Below are 15,744 nucleotides of genomic sequence, written 5' to 3'. Positions count from 1 at the left end.
CGCCTACCAGACCGCTTGATCGAAATGGCGCAGGATCATCTGATCCGCCGTGACCAGCTGCGCGCCGTCGGCCATGGCGTTGGCCACGATCAGCCGGTCGAACGGATCGCGCGTCCAGCCGAACCGACAGGCCGCCTGAGCGACGGCCGACATCGCGGCGTCGGATTGCACAAGATCCAATCGATCTTCGAGATGATCGAACAAGGTCGCCGCAGAGGCCAGTTTCACGCGCCCGATCTCGATCAGTATCTCGATCTCGACCAACACCAGCGGCGAGACCCGAATGTCGCGATCCCTGGCCAGGGCGCGTTGAGCGGGGCGGCTGATCTGCCGGTCCAGCCGATAATAGAGCCAGAGGGCGACTTGGGTATCGAGATGAATCACTTGTCGCCGAAATCGAACTTGGTGTCCGGGTCCCAGGTCCAGTGGCTCTTGTTCGTGTCGAGATCGTCGGGACAGTCCTCCCAGCCCTCGCGCACTCCTTGCGCCATATAGGCGTCGTAGCGTTCCTCCGGCGTCAGGACGGGCTTGGGCGCTTCGGCGATCAGCGTCAGTCGTCGACCGCCCCGCCGGATGACCAGTGGCTCTCCGGTGGCCAGCACGCTGTCCACCAGTCGAAAGAGATCCTTGCGCAGGGCGGTCAGGGTGACTTCGGTCATATGTACAGGTTGGTGGTTGAGGCTGTACATGTCAATGCAACGCCGCGACACCTCATGTGAGCGACGAAACCGCCCGCGCCGTGCCATAGACCGCCCATGACCGACGCCGCCCCAGACACAGCCCCAGACACAGCTCCAGCGCCCGCGCCGCTGCCCGTCAAGCCGCACGCCCTGACGGGGTTGGAGATCGCCGCCATCGTGGCCATCATCGTGGTGTGGGGGGTGAACAATGCGGGGGCCAAGCTGGCGACGGAGACCCTGTCGCCGTTGATGGTCGGGGCCATTCGTTTCGGCATCGCCTCGGCCTGTCTGATCGCCTTCGTGCGTCCGCCCTTTCCCGACTGGAAGAGCCTGCTGCTGATCGTGATGCTGGGCGGGCCGATCCAGTACGGGCTGGCCTATATCGCCTACTGGCTGGCGACCGACGTCAGTCCGGTGACCGTGGCCAACCAGCTGTGGATCCCGTTCACCACCCTGTTCGCCTTCCTGATCCTGGGCGAGCGGCTGTCCAAGGCGGCCTTGGTCGGCATGGGCGTGGCCTTCGTCGGCGTGGCCTGGATGACGCTGGACGCCCACGCCTTGCAGGATTGGAAGGCCATTCTGGTCGCCATCGCGGCGGGCGCGGCCTGGGGCGTGACGACCGTGGTCGCCCGGCGGACCACCTCCATCCCGCCGCTGAAGATGCAGGGCCTTCTGGCCCTGGGCGCCTTTCCCGTCATGGCCTTCGGTTCGGCGATGTTCGAACACGGCCAGTGGCAGGCGATCCAGCGCGCCACGCCCATGGTCTGGGCGTCCCTGCTGTGGGCCGGGGTGGTGTCGTCGGTTCTGGCCACGACCCTGTTGTTCTGGCTGGTTCAGCGGCGCGAGGCGGGGCGGGTGACGCCCTATCTGCTGGTGACGCCGGTGGTGTCCATGCTGATCGGCTGGGGCTTCATGGGCGATATCCTGACGCCGCAGATTCTGACCGGCTCGGCCATCGCCATGGGCGGGGTGGCGCTGGTCGCGCTGGCGGAACGGGGCTTGCGCGCAGGCGCGGCCAAGGCTTGATCTGATCGGAAACGATTCAGGAGCCGCCCGTGACCCGCATCCCCCTCGACGCCGACCACGTCTCTCGCCGCTGGCTGGGCAAGGCGGCGCGCGAACTTGCCGCCCAGGAGGCCAGCGTGGTCGCCAGCGCGGCCGACCGCCGTCCCATCTCTGAAGACATCAACGAAACCTTCGCCGACCGCCAGACCTTCGGCGAGCGGTTGGCGGATCGGGTGGCGGCCTTTGGCGGATCCTGGCCGTTCATCATCGCCTTCGGGGTCTTTCTGGCCCTGTGGACGGCGATCAATCTGCTGCTGCGGAAAGAGGCGTTCGACCCCTATCCCTTCATCTTCCTGAACCTGGTGCTGTCGATGCTGGCGGCGGTGCAGGCGCCGGTCATCATGATGAGCCAGAACCGACAGGCGGCCAAGGATCGGCTGGACGCGGGCAACGACTATCAGGTCAATCTGAAGGCCGAGATCGAGATCATGGCCCTGCTGGAAAAGGTCGAACACCTGGCCGCCCGGCAGGAGGAGCAGACCGAACTGATCCACCGCCTCCTGGCCGAACGCGGCCGCTGATCGATCAACTGGCGCTGAGCGCCGCGCAGGCCACCCGGTCGCCGGCGCCGCCGATGGGTTGGGTCGAATGGTCGTCGGGATTGGCGTGGATGATGATGGCCGAGCCGTCCGCGTCCCACAGCCACTGGCCGGGACCTTCCGACGAGATGCGGGCGCGGGTGGTGAACAGTTCGGCGTTCACCTTGCCGTCCGCACCGGCCCAGATGTTGGGCAGGTCGCCGTCGTCGGGCCCGGCCGCGTTCAGCAGGCCATGCGGGGCCTTGGGCTCGCCGTGATTGATGTGGGCGCCGGACGAGGTGAAGGGCGCGGCGCATTCGCCCGTCGCATGAATGTGGATGCCGTGCCAGCCGGGCGTCAGGCCCGAAGCCTCGATCTTGATCAACAGGCCGGTCGGCCCCTGACGCAGATCGACGCGACCGATATTGGCGCCTGCGGCGTTGATCAGGACCGCCTGGCCGGTCGCGCCGACCGGCGCGCGGTCGACGGCGGCCTTGGGGGCGTTGCCGGTGGCGGCGCAGGCCGTGGTCAGGGCCAGCGGCGAGGCGATCAGAAGGGCGGCGGCGAGCGTATGGACGCGCATATGGAAAGTCCTTTCAGAGACGGGCTTTCACGGCGACGTCGCTTTGCCACCGGGCCCCTGGAATGCTAGAAATCGTCACAGCGGATCACGTTCCGATTCCGGCCGCATAAAGCCACGCTTCATTGACCGACGACAGCTACGAAAACGCCGCATCTCCGATCAACGGCCGGGGCGGCGGCTCCGACATTTCCACGATCACGATCGAGGACGAACTGAAGCGTTCGTACCTGGATTACGCCATGAGCGTGATCGTCTCGCGGGCGCTGCCTGACGCGCGTGACGGCCTGAAGCCGGTGCATCGGCGCATCCTGTATTCGATGCACGACCTGAACATGACGCCGGAGCGCAGCTATTCGAAATGCGCCCGCGTGGTCGGCGACGTGCTGGGCCGGTTCCACCCCCACGGCGACGCCTCGGTCTATATGGCCCTGGTGCGGATGGCCCAGCCCTTCTCGATGGGACTGATGCTGGTCGACGGTCAGGGCAATTTCGGCTCGGTCGACGGCGATATGCCCGCCTCGATGCGTTACACCGAGGCCCGGATGGCCCCGGCGGCCGTCGCCCTGATGGCTGACATCGACAAGGACACCGTCGATTTCCAGCCGAACTACGACGAGAAGGAGCTGGAGCCGGTCGTCCTGCCGAGCCGGATCCCGAACCTGCTGGTCAATGGCGCGGGCGGCATCGCCGTCGGCATGGCGACCAACATCCCGCCGCATAACCTCGGCGAGGTCGTGGATGCGGCCCTGGCCCTGCTGGACGATCCGAACGTCACCGACGACGCCTTGCTGGACATCGTGCCCGGTCCCGACTTCCCGACGGGCGGCGAGATCATGGGCCGCACCGCGCCGCGCAATGCGCTGCGCGACGGACGCGGATCGGTCGTGGTGCGTGGTCGCGCCTCCATCGAGGAAATCCGCAAGGACCGCGAGGCCATCGTCGTCACCGAACTGCCGTTCCAGGTCAACAAACAGACCCTGATCGAGCGGATCGCCGAAATGGTGCGCGAGAAGCGGCTGGAGGGCATTTCCGACGTCCGCGACGAATCCGACCGCCAGGGGATGCGGATCGTCATCGAGCTGAAGCGCGACGCCTCGGGCGATGTGATCCTGAACCAGCTGTGGCGCTATACCGCCATGCAGTCGTCGTTCGGCGTCAACATGCTGGCGCTGAACCACGGCCGGCCCGAGCAGATGGGCCTGCGCGACCTGCTGCAGATCTTCCTGGACTTCCGCGAGGAGGTCGTCGTCCGCCGCGTCAAGTTCGAGTTGAACAAGGCGCGCGACCGGGGCCACGTGCTGGTCGGCCTGGCCGTCGCCGTCGCCAATATCGACGAGGTGATCCACATCATCCGCTCCTCGGCCGATCCGACCGAGGCGCGCGAACGGCTGCAGGCCAAGGCCTGGCCGGTCGGGGACATGATGGCCCTGGTCGAGCTGATCGCCGATCCGCGCACGGTCATCGTCGAGGGCGACAAGATTCGCCTGACCGACGAACAGGCCCGCGCCATCCTGGCCCTGACCCTGTCGCGTCTGACCGGCCTGGGCCGCGACGACATCTTCGGCGAGGCGAACGGCCTGGCCGGAACCATCCAGGGCCACCTGACCATCCTGTCGGACCGCAAGAACGTCCTGGCCATCATCCGCGACGACCTGATCGACGTGAAGGACAGGTTCGCCGTTCCGCGCCGCACCCTGATCGGTGAAGGCGACGGCGAGATGGAGGACGAGGACCTGATCCCGCGCGAGGACATGGTCGTCACCGTCACCCACGGCGGCTACGTCAAGCGCGTCGCCCTGAACGCCTATCGGACCCAGCATCGCGGCGGCAAGGGCCGCAGCGGCATGGCGATGAAGGACGAGGACGCCATCACCGGCGTGTTCAGCGCCTCGACCCACACGCCGGTCCTGTTCTTCGCCACCAACGGCAAGGCCTACAAGCTGAAGACCTGGCGCCTGCCGCTGGGCAATCCGCAATCGCGGGGCAAGGCCTTCGTCAACCTGCTGCCCATCGAGCCGGGCGACAGCATCATGAACGTCCTGCCGTTGCCCGAGGACGAGGCGACCTGGGGCGATTACGACATCATGTTCGCCACCAGTTCGGGCGACGTGCGCAGGAACAAGCTGTCGGACTTCGCCACGGTCAACCGCGCCGGCAAGATCGCCATGAAGCTGGAAGGCGACGACCGGATGGTCGGCGTCGGCCTGTGCACCGCCGACGACGATGTGCTGCTGACCACGGCGCTGGGCCGCGCGATCCGCTTCAAGGCCGACGACGTGCGCGTGTTCAAGGGCCGGGATTCGACCGGCGTCCGGGGCGTGCGCCTGCAGGACGGGGACGAGGTGATCTCCATGGCCATCCTGGGTCGCGTCGATGCGACGCCGGAAGAACGCTCGGCCTACGTCAAACACGCCAACGCCATGCGCAAGGCCCTGGCCGGCGCCGAGGGCGAGGAGGACGCCGCCCCGGTCGAGGCCGATGACGAGGCGACGGGCGACGCGGTCCTGTCGGTCGAACGCATCGCCGAACTGGGCGCGGCCGAACAGTTCATCCTGACGGTCACGGAAACCGGCTTCGGCAAGCGGTCCTCGGCCTATGAGTATCGCCGCACAGGTCGCGGCGGACAGGGGCTGACCGCCCACGGTCTGGGCGGACGCGCGGGCGCCCGCCTGGCGGCGGCCTTCCCGGTCGAAGAGACCGACGACCTGCTGCTGGTCACCTCTGGCGGTCAGATGATCCGCACCCGCATGGACCAGGTCCGCATCGTCGGCCGCTCCAGCCAGGGCGTCACCATCTTCCGCACCGGCAAGGACGAGAAGGTCGTCTCGGTCGAACGCCTGCCGGAAAGCGGCGGGGATGACGTGGAGATCGCGGGCGAAGAGGGGGGCGAGGCCTGATCGGGCTGCTTTTTCCGCTCATCCCGGCGAAAGCCGGGACCCAGTGTTTTGGGCGACGGATCGTGCCTGTCGCGGCGCGGTGGTCGCCCAGCGCAATGCCGAGCGAAAGAACTGGGTCCCGGCTTTCGCCGGGATGAGCGGAGTTATTCGGCGATGGACATACTGATCGACGGCCGCCCCGCCACACCCGACGACCTGGCCCATCAGGCTCTGGTCAACTACGGCGCCTACACATCTTTCCGCGTGGAGCAGGGCGCCGTGCGCGGCCTGGACCTGCATCTGGCGCGGCTGAGGCAGGCGGCGGTCGAACTGTTCGGTGAAAGCCCGGGCCAGGCGGAGTTCGGTCGTCTGATGGCGCAGGCCGTCGAGGGCCGCGACGCCTGCTGGCTGCGGGTCAGCCTGTTCTCGCCGGAGATCGGTCATCGCGCCCCGTCGTTCGTCGGTCGGCCGAAGGTCATGACGGTGGTTTCGCCGCCTCCGCCGCCGTTGGCCGTCTCGGTCCGGCTCAAGGCGATGGCCTATGAGCGGGAGGCGCCGCATCTGAAGCACGTCGCGACCATGGGGCTGACCCGCGCGCGCCGCGCCGCCCGCACCGCTGGTTTCGACGATGCGCTGTTCACCGACGGCAATGGGCGGGTGTCCGAGGGCGCGCTGTGGAACATCGGCTTTTTCAAGGGCGACCGCATCGTCTGGCCTCAGGCACCGATGCTGGCGGGCGTGACCCAGGCGCTGATCCAGCGCGGTCTCGCCGAGGCGGGGTTGGCCTCGGAAACCCGGACAGTCGCCCTGTCGGACATCGCCGCGTTCGACGGCGCCTTCCTGTGCAACAGCGCCACGCCGGTCTGTGCCATCACGGCCATTGACGACGTGACGTTCGCCAGCGCCCCGGCTTTGCTGGCCCGGATCGAGGCCGCCTGGTCCGCCCAGCCGCCGCAAGTCATCGCGGCCCGCGACGATGACGAAGGCGTCAGCCGGCTAGGCCGCTGATTTCGCACCTGCTAAACGACGCCGAACGGCAGGCGACAGGCTGGGGAGACACGCCATGCGCATCGGACTTTATCCGGGCACTTTCGACCCGGTGACGAACGGGCACACCGACATCATCAAGCGCGCGCTGAAGCTGGTGGACCGGGTGGTCATCGGCGTGGCGCGCAATGACGAGAAGGGGCCGCTGTTCACCACCGATGAGCGGGTGCGGATGCTGCAGGACGAGGTTGCGGGCCTGGGCGGCGACATCGTGGTCCAGCCCTTTTCGAACCTGCTGATGCATTTCGCCGAGGAACTGAACGCCAACGTCATCATCCGGGGTTTGCGCGCGGTCGCCGACTTCGAATACGAGTTCCAGATGACGGCCATGAACCAGCGCCTCAATCAGGACATCGAGACGGTATTCCTGATGGCCGATCCGCGCCACCAGGCCATCGCCTCGCGGCTGGTCAAGGAAATCGCCCGTCTGGACGGCGCGATCGACAGTTTCGTCAGCCCCGCCATCGCCGCGCGCGTGCGGGACAAGGTCAAGAACGGGATTTGAGAACGACTATGCGTAAGGCGATCATCGCGGCCGGCCTCGGCGCCCTTCTGGCCTCCAGCGCGGTCCAGGCCCAGACGACGGCGCCCGCCGCCGCGCCGGTCTCGGCCTCCGCCGCCGACTGGCGCACCATCGCGCCTGAGAACCTGCTGGTCATCGACACCGCCAAGGGCCGCATCCTGGTGGAGCTGGTTCCGGTGGCGGCGCCCAACCATGCCGAACGCATCCGCACCCTGGCCAATCAGGGCTTTTACGACGGGCTGAAGTTCCACCGCGTCATCCCCGGCTTCATGGCCCAGACCGGCGATCCCAAGGGCACGGGCGAGGGCGGCAGCGAACTGCCCGACCTGAAGGCCGAGTTCAACTTCCGTCGCGGCCGCGACGCCGGTTTCGTCGCCGTGCCCAACGCCGGCCTGGGCGTGCGCGGCCTGGTCAACAACTTGCCGGTCCAGACCCAGCCCGACGCCCAGATGATGGTCACCGCCGACTTTAAGGTGGACGCCCACGGCCTGTTCTGCCCCGGCGTGCTGGGCATGGCCCGTTCCGGCTCGCCCGACAGCGCCAACAGCCAGTTCTTCCTGATGATGGGCGCCCGCGATCAGCTGGACGGCGTCTATACCGCCTTCGGCCGCGTGGTGTCGGGCCTGGACGTGCTGGACAAGATCAAGAAGGGTTCGGACGCTGAGGACGGCAAGGTGACTGACCCCGACGTCATGACCCACGTCCGCATGGCCTCGGCCCTGCCGGAGGGGCAGCGCCCGACCGTGCGCGTGCTGAACGCCTCAAACGGGGCCTTCGCCGACCGGATCGCCGCGACCCGCACCGCGCGCGGTTCGGGCTTCAGCATCTGCGACGTCCAGCCGGTCGCCGAGGTCGTCGGCGGCTGAGGCCGGATCGACCGTCAGGAGGGGTAGGGGACATGGTTCGAAACGCATTGGCGGCGGCGGTCCTGTCCGCCCTTCTGTCCGGCCCGGTTCTGGCGCAGGAGGCGTCGCCGCCTCCGCCCCCGCCGGCCCCGACCGACTGGCGCGCCATCTCTCCCAGCGATCTTCTGGTCATCGACACGAGCAAGGGGCGCATCCTGGTCGAACTGGCGCCCGAACTGGCCCCCGCCCACGTCGAGCGGATTAAGCTGCTGGCCGCGCGTGGGTTTTACGACAATCTGGCCTGGCACCGGGTGATCGACTGGTTCATGGCCCAGACTGGCGATCCGCTGGGCACCGGCGACGGTCAGAGCTGGTATCCCGACCTGAAGGGGGAGTTCACCTTCCGTCGCGGTCCCGACATGGCCTTCACCCCTGTCGCCGCCCCGACCGGCGCCCTGATCGGCTTCGTCCGCTCCGTGCCGGTCCAGACCCAGCCCGACGACCTGATGGCCGGCACCGGCGACAAGAAGGTCCACGGCTGGGGCCTGTATTGCCCCGGCGTCGCCGGCATGGCGCGCGACGAAGGCAATGACACCGCCAACAGCCAGTTCTTCCTGATGCGCCAGGCCTATCCGGCGCTGGACAAACGCTACACCGTCTGGGGGCGGGTGGTGTCGGGGCTGGACGTGGTGCGCGCCCTGAAGGCCAGCCCCACCCCGGACGGCATTGTGACCGAACCGGATCGCATGACCCGCGTGCGCCTGGCCGCCGACCTGCCCCAGGCCGAACGCCCGACGGTTCAGATGATGAACACCACCTCCGCCGCCTTCCGCGCCCTGGTGGATCAGGCGCGCCAGGCCAAGGGCGCCGACTTCTCCGTCTGCGACATCGACATCCCGGCGCAGGTGACGCCGGGGGCCTAGAGCCTCAGCCGGCCGATCCCCGGCCACGACCGCGCCGGCGTCGGCGGCGGCGCGGCGGTTTCTGATCCTCGCGCATCCTTTGCAACAGCAGGCCCTCGCGCAGGCCCCTGTCGGCGACGCGAACGCGCTCTGACGGCCACGCGCGCTGGATCGCCTCCAGGATGGCGGCTCCGGCCAGCACCAGGTCGGCGCGGTCGGGGCCGATACAGGCCTCGCGCGCCCGCCCTTCCGGCCCCAGGGCCTTCAGCCGATCTGCCGCCGCCTCGCAGTCGCCGCGCATCATCCAAAGCCCATCGACCCGATCCCGATTGTAACGCGGCAGTTTCAGGTGGATGCCCGCCAGGCTGGTGATCGCGCCCGAGGTGCCGATCAGGTGCGCGCGGTCGCGCCGCAGCAGGTCCAGCATTCCGTCGTCCTGAATGCCGCCGTCCGCCAGGGCCGCGCCCATGTCGGCGACCATGGCCTCGTACCAGGGCTCGCCCGCGTTATCCGGCTCGGGGTGGCGTTCGGCCAGGGTGACGACGCCCAGCGGCGCCGACATCCAGCCGGTGGTGCGCCATTCCGCCTCCTCGCGCTTCAGCCACGACAGTTCGGTGGAGCCGCCGCCCACGTCGATGATGACCACTCCCTCGGCCCTGGGGTCGATCAGGTTCAGGCACCCCTCGACCGCCAGCCGCGCCTCCTCGGCCGGGTCGATGATGCGCAGGCGAAGCCCAGTGCCCCTTCGCACCCGGTCGATGAAGTCCGCGCCGTTCTCGGCCGCGCGACAGGCCTGGGTGGCGACGGCGCTGAGACGCGCAGAGTCCACGCCCTTACGCACGATCCGCTCGGCGCACAGGGCCAGGGCGTCATAGGCCCGGTCCATCGCCTGCGGGTCCAGCCGCCCGGTGCGCGACAGGCCCTCGCCCAAACGCACGATGCGGCTGAAACTGTCCACCACGCGAAAGCCGTCGCGCGACGGCCGCGCGATCAGCAGCCGACAATTATTGGTCCCCAGATCGAGCGCGCCATACAGCGGCGCATCCCGACCCGACGCATCCCGCGAACGGGAAGGCTGGGACCGCTCGTCGCGCCGTCGGGGCGCGCCGTGGGTCTCCGGCATGGGTCGTCATTCCGATGTGGGCGGTCCGAAGCGGCGCCCGTCCCCGTCAGCCTAGCGCGCGAAGATCGTCCGCGCCAAGCCATTCTGTCAGGAAGATGAACGGCCCGGCGGGGTCCGCGTCATCCGCCGCGTCGTATCCAGAACCATGACCCAGGTTCATACAGCCCGCTTCTCCATCGGCCAGGTCGTCCGTCACCGGGACGACGCCTTTCGCGGCGTGGTGATGGACGTCGATTGCGCCTATGACGGCCCGGCCGCCGAGACCGGCGGGGTCGATCCCAGCCAGCCCTTCTACCGGGTCTTCGCCCTGGGCGACGACGGCGGTTTCGTCGCCTATGCGGCCGAGGCCGTGCTGGAACACGGCGACGCCGTCCTGCTGCCCGACGACGTCGGCCGCTGGTTCACCCACGACGCCCACGGCCACCACGCCCCTTTGGACATGCGGCTGCACTGATGGTGGAAGACGCCGCAAGTCCTCGTTAGACTGAGGAAAAGATTTGAGGAGCGTCCCATGTCCGACTTCGAGCACGTCTTCGAACAGCCGCCCGAAGGCGCCGCCGCCGACTGGACCATCCCCCAGAACTGGGCCGCCTATACCGAGGTCGAACACCGGACCTGGGACACGCTGTACGCCCGCCAGATGAAGGTGCTGCCGGGACGGGCCTGCGACGCCTTTCTGAACGGGCTGAAGGCGCTGGACCTGAACGCGGGCGGCATTCCCGACTTCGATGTCATCAATCCCAAGCTTCAGGCCCTGACCGGCTGGAGCGTGGTCTGCGTGCCGGGCCTTGTGCCGGACGAGGTGTTCTTCGACCACCTGGCCAACCGACGCTTCGTCTCGGGCCAGTTCATCAGGACCCCGGATCAACTGGACTATCTGCAGGAGCCGGACATCTTCCACGATGTCTTCGGCCACGTTCCCATGCTGACCGACCCGGCCTTCGCCGCCTATATGGAGGCCTATGGCAGGGGCGGACAGCGGGCGGCGTCGCTGGGCATGTTGCCCAATCTGGCGCGGCTGTACTGGTACACGGTGGAGTTCGGCCTGATGAAGGAGGCGGATGGCCTTCGCATCTATGGCGCGGGCATCGTGTCCTCCTCGACCGAGAGCGTGTTCGCCCTGGACGACCCGTCGCCCAACCGCCTGGGCTTCGACCTGGAGCGGGTGATGCGGACCCTCTACCGCATCGACGACTTCCAGCAGGTCTATTTCGTCATCGACAATCTGGAAGCGCTGAAGAACGAGACGCTGAAGGATTTCGGTCCCGTCTATGCCGCGCTGAAGGGGCAGGAGGATCTGGCCATCGAAACCATCCTGCCGACCGATCAGGTCTTCACCCGCGGCACCCAGGCCTATGCCGAAAAAGGCGGGCGGTTCGCGGCCTGAGGCCATTCCAACCTCGTCATCTTCGCCCTTGTGGCGAGGATCCATATGCACTGGGCGTATGGATTCCAGGGACAAGCCTTGGGATGACGGACAAGGTGACTAGGTATGCGTGATCAGGCTGTTATGCCGCGTGTCGCGCATTCGGATGAAGGTGATCAGCGACACCCCGATCATGCCGGTCACATACCAGAAGAAGACGCTCTCCATCCCCGCGTCCTTGAACCACAGGGCGACATATTCCGCCGTGCCGCCGAACACGGCGTTGGCGATGGCGTAGGGCAGGGCCACGCCCAGGGCGCGGATATGGGCGGGGAACAGTTCGGCCTTCACCACCGCATTGATCGCCGTATAGCCCGACACGATCACCAGTCCGGCCAGGGCCAGACCAAAGGCCGCCATCGGGCTTTCGACGCGCGACAGCAGCGTCATGATCGGCACGGTGAAGATGACGCCCAGAACGCCGAACGCCACCATGACCGGCCGCCGCCCGATCCGGTCCGACAGCGCCCCCACGGCCGGTTGCAGCAGCATGAAGATGAACAGGGCCGCCGCGCTGATCTCGGTCGCGGTGTTCTTGGGAAAGCCGGTCGTGTTGACCAGGAACTTCTGCAGATAGGTCGTGTAGGTATAGAAGGCCAAGGTGCCGCCCGCCGTCAGGCCCAGCACCATGAAGGCCTCCTTGGGGTGTTTGACGAACAGCTGGACGGCGCTGGACCTGGGCTTGTCCTTGACGTCCTCGGCCTTGTGCGTCTCGTCCAGCCGCCGACGCAGCCAGAAGACGATGACCGCCAGAGCCGCGCCCACGAAGAAGGGAATGCGCCAGCCCCAGCTGGCCAGCGCCGTCTCGCTGAGCGTGTTCTGCAGCACGATCAGCAGCAGAAGCGCGATCAGCTGGCCCGAGATCAGGGTGACATACTGGAAACTGGACCAGAAGCCACGCCGATGCGGCTCGGCCATTTCCGACAGATAGGTGGCGCTGGACCCGTATTCGCCGCCGACGCTGAGCCCCTGCAACAGCCGCGCGAACAGCAGCAACGCCGGCGCCGCCAGACCGATGGTCGCATAGCCGGGCGTCAGGCCGATGATCAGAGAGCCGGTGCACATCAGCGTCACCGACAGGGTCAGCCCCGCCTTGCGCCCCTTGCGGTCGGCATAGACCCCCATGATCCAGGCGCCGATGGGCCGCATCAGAAAGCCCACCGCAAAGACGGCGGCGGCGCTCAGAAGCTGGGCGGTCGGGTCTTCGCTGGGGAAGAAGACTGGCGCGAAATACAGGGTGAAGGCCGCATAGGCGTACCAGTCGAACCATTCCACCAGATTGCCGGCCGATCCGCCGACGATGTTTCGCAAACGGCGGGCGGGGGACATGGGGGCAGGAGGAGGCGCATCGGCGGTCATGGGCGCATCACACTCTCTGGAAGGGATAGAAGTCGGTCCCGAGTTTCAGAAGGGTCGTCAGTTCGTCCAGCGCCCCGCGCGTCTCGTCCAGCAGGGCCGGGTCGGCCAGATCGGCGGGCCGCAGTTCCTCGCGATACCAACGCGCGGCCCAGGCCGACAGTTTGGCGTGCAGCCTATCGGTCAGGCGCATGGCCGGATTGGTCGCCGCCAACTCAGCCTCTGTCAGCACGACGCGCAGACGCAGACAGGCCGGGCCGCCGCCGTTGCGCATCGACTGGCGCACATCGACGTAGCGCACGGCGCCGATCGGCCCGTTGGAGGCGGCGATCCGTTCGGCGACCGCGTGGCTGCGCGGATTGTCGCGCGTCTCGGTCGGGCAGACTAGGGTCAGGCGATCCTCGCCCGGAACCTGGATCAGCATGGAGTTGAACAGATAGGAACTGATCGCGTCGGCCAGCGGCAGGTCGGCGTCGGAGACCTCGATGAACTGGGGCTCGAACAGGCCGTTGGCGGCGCGGCGGATGGCGGCCTTGGTCGCCTCCGTGTCCTCGAACGCCAGTTCGTGGAAGAACAGGTTGTCCAGCGCCCCGACGCAGACCACGTCGTTGTGGAATGTGCCGCCCGCGATGGCGGCGCGGGACTGCTGGGCCAGAACCGGCCGCCCGGCCTCATGGCGGCGGACGATGGCCTCGGAGGCCTCGCGCGTCTGGCGGGCGGGGAAGGGAGCGTCCCACGGCTCGAACGCCTCGCGCCCCCAGACCAGCAGATTGACTCCGCGACCGCCGTGCGCGGCGCACAGGCGAACATGGTTTGCGGCACCTTCGTCGGCCAGATGGGCGACGGCGGGCAGGGCGTCGTGGACGGCGAACCGGCGGGCGTCAGGGAACAGGGCGTCCAGCGCGCGCTTGGTCTGCCGGTGCTCCAGACTGCGGTGCAGATTGGTGTGCAGGTTGGCGGGGGTGAAATGCACCCGACCGTCTGCGGCGTCGCTGGACGGGGTCACCGTCGCGGCGTTGGCGGCCCACATGGGCGAGGCCGAACAGGCGGCGGCGGCGAAGGACGGCGCGGCTCTCCACGCGCGATCCAGCACCTGTCCATCCGTGCCGGTAAAGCCCAGCGACCGGAGGAAGGGGATGTTGGGCCGTTCGTGCGGCGGCAGGACGAACTGGGGCAGGCCCAGGTCCGCCAGCAGCTTCATCTTGTCCAGACCCTGCAACACCGCCGCGCGCGGGTTGGACGCTTCGCCCTTGTTCAGGCTGGAGGCCAGGTTGCCGGGGCTGAGGCCCGCGTAGGAATGCGTCGGACCGATCAGGCCGTCGGCATTGGCTTCGACGGCGGTGGTCATCGCAGCCCCTTGATCTCGCCTTCGATATTGGCGACCGCGTCTGCTTCGAAGCTGGCGACCGGATAGGCGCAGTAGTCGGCGGCGTAGTAGGCGCTGGGGCGGTGGTTGCCGCTGGCGCCCAGACCGCCGAAGGGCATGTCGCCCGCGGCCCCCGTCGTCGGACGGTTGAAGTTGACCACGCCCGCGCGGATGCGGCGGATGAAATGGTCCCAGTTCCTCGGATCATCGCTGACCAGACCGGCGGACAGGCCGTAACGGGTGGCGTTGGCCGCCTGGATCGCGGCGTCGAAGGTCGCAACCCGCGTCACCGACAGGAAGGGCGCGAACATCTCCTCGTCCGGCACGTCGATCCCCGTCACGTCTATGATGGCCGGTCTGACGAAGGCGCCGGGCAGATTGGCGACGGGGCCGGAGGCGCGGATGACTTTGGCACCCCTGTCGATCCGTTCCTGCAGGGCCTTCAATGCGGCCTCGGCGGCATGGGCCGAAATCAGCGGCCCGGCATAGGGTTCGGGATCGCTGTCCCACGGGCCGAAGACCAGACGGTCGGACAGGGCGGCGACGGCCTCGATGATCGCATCGCCCTGCGCGCCTTCCGGCACGATCAGGCGACGCGCGCACGAGCAACGCTGGCCGGTGGTGATGAAGGCGGACTGGACCGCGATGCCCGCCACGGCCTCGGCGTCGGCCGCATCCCAGACGACCAGCGGATTGTTGCCGCCCAGCTCCAGCGCCAGGATAACGTGGGGATCGTCGGCGAACTTGCGCCGGAAATGCGCGCCCGCCGCGCCAGATCCGGTGAACATCAGGGCGTCGATGCCGGCGTCCAGCAGGGCCGCACCCGTATCGCGCCCGCCCTGAACCACATTGACCACGCCGGTCGGCAGGTCGGCGGCGGCGAAGGCCTCGGCCATCACCTGTCCGACCAGGGGCGTCTCTTCCGAGGGTTTGAAGACCACCGTGTCGCCGGCCAGCAGGGCGGGGACGATATGGCCGTTCGGCAGATGGCCGGGGAAGTTGAACGGCCCAAGCACCGCCGCCACGCCGTGCGGACGGTGACGCAGGGTGGCGCGGCCGAAGGCAGTGTCGCTGGTGCGCTCGCCGGTGCGCTCGTCATAGGCGCGGATCGAGATGTCGACCTTGCCGATCATGGCGGCGGCTTCGGTCTTGGTCTCCCACAGGGGTTTGCCGGTCTCGCGGCTGATGGCCTCGGCGATCTGGGGCGCGCGGTCCTTCAGCACGGCCTGATAGCGTTTGGCCGCCTCGATCCGCTCGGCGCGCGGGGCGTCGGCCCAGGCAGGGAAGGCGGCGCGGGCGGCGTCCACGGCGGACTGGACCTGGGCCGGGCTGGCGGCCTCGCCCTCCCAGTTGGTCGCTTCGGTGGCGGGGTCGGTGGAGGTGAAACGGGTCATCGCACAAATACTCCGCTCATCCCGGCGAAAGCCGGGACCC

General features: G+C 68.0%; 16 protein-coding genes. 9 read left to right on the top strand and 7 right to left on the bottom strand.

Annotated elements, in window-relative coordinates:
• Positions 1 to 3: 3 nt before the first annotated feature.
• Together B3Z70_RS05605 and B3Z70_RS05600 are read right to left on the bottom strand one after the other, a co-directional pair.
• Positions 4 to 384, bottom strand: a complete 381-nt coding sequence (locus tag B3Z70_RS05605; RefSeq protein ID WP_292019252.1) for a type II toxin-antitoxin system VapC family toxin — start codon at positions 382 to 384, stop codon at positions 4 to 6.
• Entirely contained in the window at positions 381 to 659 is a 279-nt protein-coding gene (locus tag B3Z70_RS05600) for a type II toxin-antitoxin system Phd/YefM family antitoxin (RefSeq protein ID WP_292019254.1), read from the bottom strand. The genes B3Z70_RS05605 and B3Z70_RS05600 overlap by 4 nt, the downstream gene beginning before the upstream one ends.
• A 96-nt stretch (positions 660 to 755) precedes the next feature.
• Between B3Z70_RS05600 and B3Z70_RS05595 the strand changes: the two genes are divergently transcribed.
• A complete protein-coding gene (locus B3Z70_RS05595) occupies positions 756 to 1,706 on the top strand; it encodes a DMT family transporter (protein WP_292019256.1) in 951 nt (316 codons plus the stop codon).
• A 29-nt stretch (positions 1,707 to 1,735) separates the two neighbouring features.
• A complete protein-coding gene (locus B3Z70_RS05590; RefSeq protein WP_292019258.1) occupies positions 1,736 to 2,266 on the top strand; it encodes a DUF1003 domain-containing protein in 531 nt (176 codons plus the stop codon).
• Between the two features lie 4 nt (positions 2,267 to 2,270).
• On the opposite strand, the gene B3Z70_RS05585 is transcribed toward B3Z70_RS05590, so the two are convergent.
• Positions 2,271 to 2,846: a superoxide dismutase family protein gene (locus tag B3Z70_RS05585; RefSeq protein WP_292019260.1), complete on the bottom strand. Its 576-nt coding sequence runs from the start codon at positions 2,844 to 2,846 to the stop codon at positions 2,271 to 2,273.
• 122 nt (positions 2,847 to 2,968) lie between these two features.
• Here B3Z70_RS05585 and gyrA point away from each other — a divergent pair, with 122 nt between their 5' ends.
• From gyrA to B3Z70_RS05560, 5 genes are all read left to right on the top strand, one after another.
• Complete coding sequence (gene gyrA, locus B3Z70_RS05580; protein WP_292019262.1) at positions 2,969 to 5,743, top strand: DNA gyrase subunit A; 2,775 nt, start codon at positions 2,969 to 2,971, stop codon at positions 5,741 to 5,743.
• Between the two features lie 153 nt (positions 5,744 to 5,896).
• A complete protein-coding gene (locus B3Z70_RS05575) occupies positions 5,897 to 6,730 on the top strand; it encodes an aminotransferase class IV (protein WP_292019264.1) in 834 nt (277 codons plus the stop codon).
• Positions 6,731 to 6,785: 55 nt separating this feature from the next.
• On the top strand, positions 6,786 to 7,274 hold the full coding sequence (gene coaD, locus B3Z70_RS05570; protein WP_248119604.1) for a pantetheine-phosphate adenylyltransferase: 489 nt from the start codon (positions 6,786 to 6,788) through the stop codon (positions 7,272 to 7,274).
• A gap of 8 nt (positions 7,275 to 7,282) precedes the next feature.
• Positions 7,283 to 8,158, top strand: coding sequence for a peptidylprolyl isomerase (locus B3Z70_RS05565; protein ID WP_292019266.1), 876 nt, complete (start codon positions 7,283 to 7,285; stop codon positions 8,156 to 8,158).
• Between the two features lie 32 nt (positions 8,159 to 8,190).
• A complete protein-coding gene (locus B3Z70_RS05560; RefSeq protein WP_292019269.1) occupies positions 8,191 to 9,060 on the top strand; it encodes a peptidylprolyl isomerase in 870 nt (289 codons plus the stop codon).
• 4 nt (positions 9,061 to 9,064) lie between these two features.
• On the opposite strand, the gene B3Z70_RS05555 is transcribed toward B3Z70_RS05560, so the two are convergent.
• The gene (locus B3Z70_RS05555; RefSeq protein WP_292019271.1) at positions 9,065 to 10,162 is read right to left on the bottom strand and encodes a Ppx/GppA phosphatase family protein; all 1,098 of its coding nucleotides are present in this window, start codon (positions 10,160 to 10,162) and stop codon (positions 9,065 to 9,067) included.
• A 145-nt stretch (positions 10,163 to 10,307) separates the two neighbouring features.
• Between B3Z70_RS05555 and hspQ the strand changes: the two genes are divergently transcribed.
• Complete coding sequence (gene hspQ / locus B3Z70_RS05550) at positions 10,308 to 10,616, top strand: heat shock protein HspQ (protein ID WP_292019274.1); 309 nt, start codon at positions 10,308 to 10,310, stop codon at positions 10,614 to 10,616.
• Between the two features lie 57 nt (positions 10,617 to 10,673).
• On the top strand, positions 10,674 to 11,549 hold the full coding sequence (gene phhA / locus B3Z70_RS05545) for a phenylalanine 4-monooxygenase (RefSeq protein ID WP_292019276.1): 876 nt from the start codon (positions 10,674 to 10,676) through the stop codon (positions 11,547 to 11,549).
• A 99-nt stretch (positions 11,550 to 11,648) separates the two neighbouring features.
• Here phhA and B3Z70_RS05540 read toward each other — a convergent pair whose 3' ends face one another.
• The 3 genes from B3Z70_RS05540 to astD are packed head-to-tail and all read right to left on the bottom strand — an operon-like array spanning position 11,649 to position 15,704.
• A complete protein-coding gene (locus tag B3Z70_RS05540; RefSeq protein WP_292044897.1) occupies positions 11,649 to 12,947 on the bottom strand; it encodes an MFS transporter in 1,299 nt (432 codons plus the stop codon).
• A 7-nt stretch (positions 12,948 to 12,954) separates the two neighbouring features.
• Positions 12,955 to 14,292 (bottom strand): N-succinylarginine dihydrolase, encoded by a 1,338-nt coding sequence (astB, locus tag B3Z70_RS05535; protein ID WP_292019280.1) that lies wholly within the window; start codon positions 14,290 to 14,292, stop codon positions 12,955 to 12,957.
• Positions 14,289 to 15,704, bottom strand: coding sequence for a succinylglutamate-semialdehyde dehydrogenase (gene astD / locus B3Z70_RS05530; RefSeq protein ID WP_292019283.1), 1,416 nt, complete (start codon positions 15,702 to 15,704; stop codon positions 14,289 to 14,291). Before astD ends, astB begins: the two co-directional genes overlap by 4 nt.
• Between the last annotated feature and the right edge of the window lie 40 nt (positions 15,705 to 15,744).

This window comes from Brevundimonas sp. UBA6550 (assembly GCF_002434505.1).
Lineage (GTDB): Bacteria > Pseudomonadota > Alphaproteobacteria > Caulobacterales > Caulobacteraceae > Brevundimonas.
Note: the sequence above shows the minus strand (reverse complement) of the source record. Positions and strands in the feature narration are given on the sequence as shown.

Bases quoted from the DNA above. Each gene is read 5' to 3' on its own strand.
- B3Z70_RS05595 (WP_292019256.1), top strand. From the start codon at position 756: ATGACCGACGCCGCCCCAGACACAGCCCCAGACACAGCTCCAGCGCCC.
- B3Z70_RS05575 (WP_292019264.1), top strand. From the start codon at position 5,897: ATGGACATACTGATCGACGGCCGCCCCGCCACACCCGACGACCTGGCC.
- hspQ (WP_292019274.1), top strand. From the start codon at position 10,308: ATGACCCAGGTTCATACAGCCCGCTTCTCCATCGGCCAGGTCGTCCGT.
- coaD (WP_248119604.1), top strand. From the start codon at position 6,786: ATGCGCATCGGACTTTATCCGGGCACTTTCGACCCGGTGACGAACGGG.
- astD (WP_292019283.1), bottom strand. From the start codon at position 15,704: ATGACCCGTTTCACCTCCACCGACCCCGCCACCGAAGCGACCAACTGG.
- astB (WP_292019280.1), bottom strand. From the start codon at position 14,292: ATGACCACCGCCGTCGAAGCCAATGCCGACGGCCTGATCGGTCCGACG.
- B3Z70_RS05565 (WP_292019266.1), top strand. From the start codon at position 7,283: ATGCGTAAGGCGATCATCGCGGCCGGCCTCGGCGCCCTTCTGGCCTCC.
- B3Z70_RS05540 (WP_292044897.1), bottom strand. From the start codon at position 12,947: ATGACCGCCGATGCGCCTCCTCCTGCCCCCATGTCCCCCGCCCGCCGT.
- B3Z70_RS05600 (WP_292019254.1), bottom strand. From the start codon at position 659: ATGACCGAAGTCACCCTGACCGCCCTGCGCAAGGATCTCTTTCGACTG.
- B3Z70_RS05555 (WP_292019271.1), bottom strand. From the start codon at position 10,162: ATGCCGGAGACCCACGGCGCGCCCCGACGGCGCGACGAGCGGTCCCAG.
- B3Z70_RS05585 (WP_292019260.1), bottom strand. From the start codon at position 2,846: ATGCGCGTCCATACGCTCGCCGCCGCCCTTCTGATCGCCTCGCCGCTG.
- phhA (WP_292019276.1), top strand. From the start codon at position 10,674: ATGTCCGACTTCGAGCACGTCTTCGAACAGCCGCCCGAAGGCGCCGCC.
- B3Z70_RS05560 (WP_292019269.1), top strand. From the start codon at position 8,191: ATGGTTCGAAACGCATTGGCGGCGGCGGTCCTGTCCGCCCTTCTGTCC.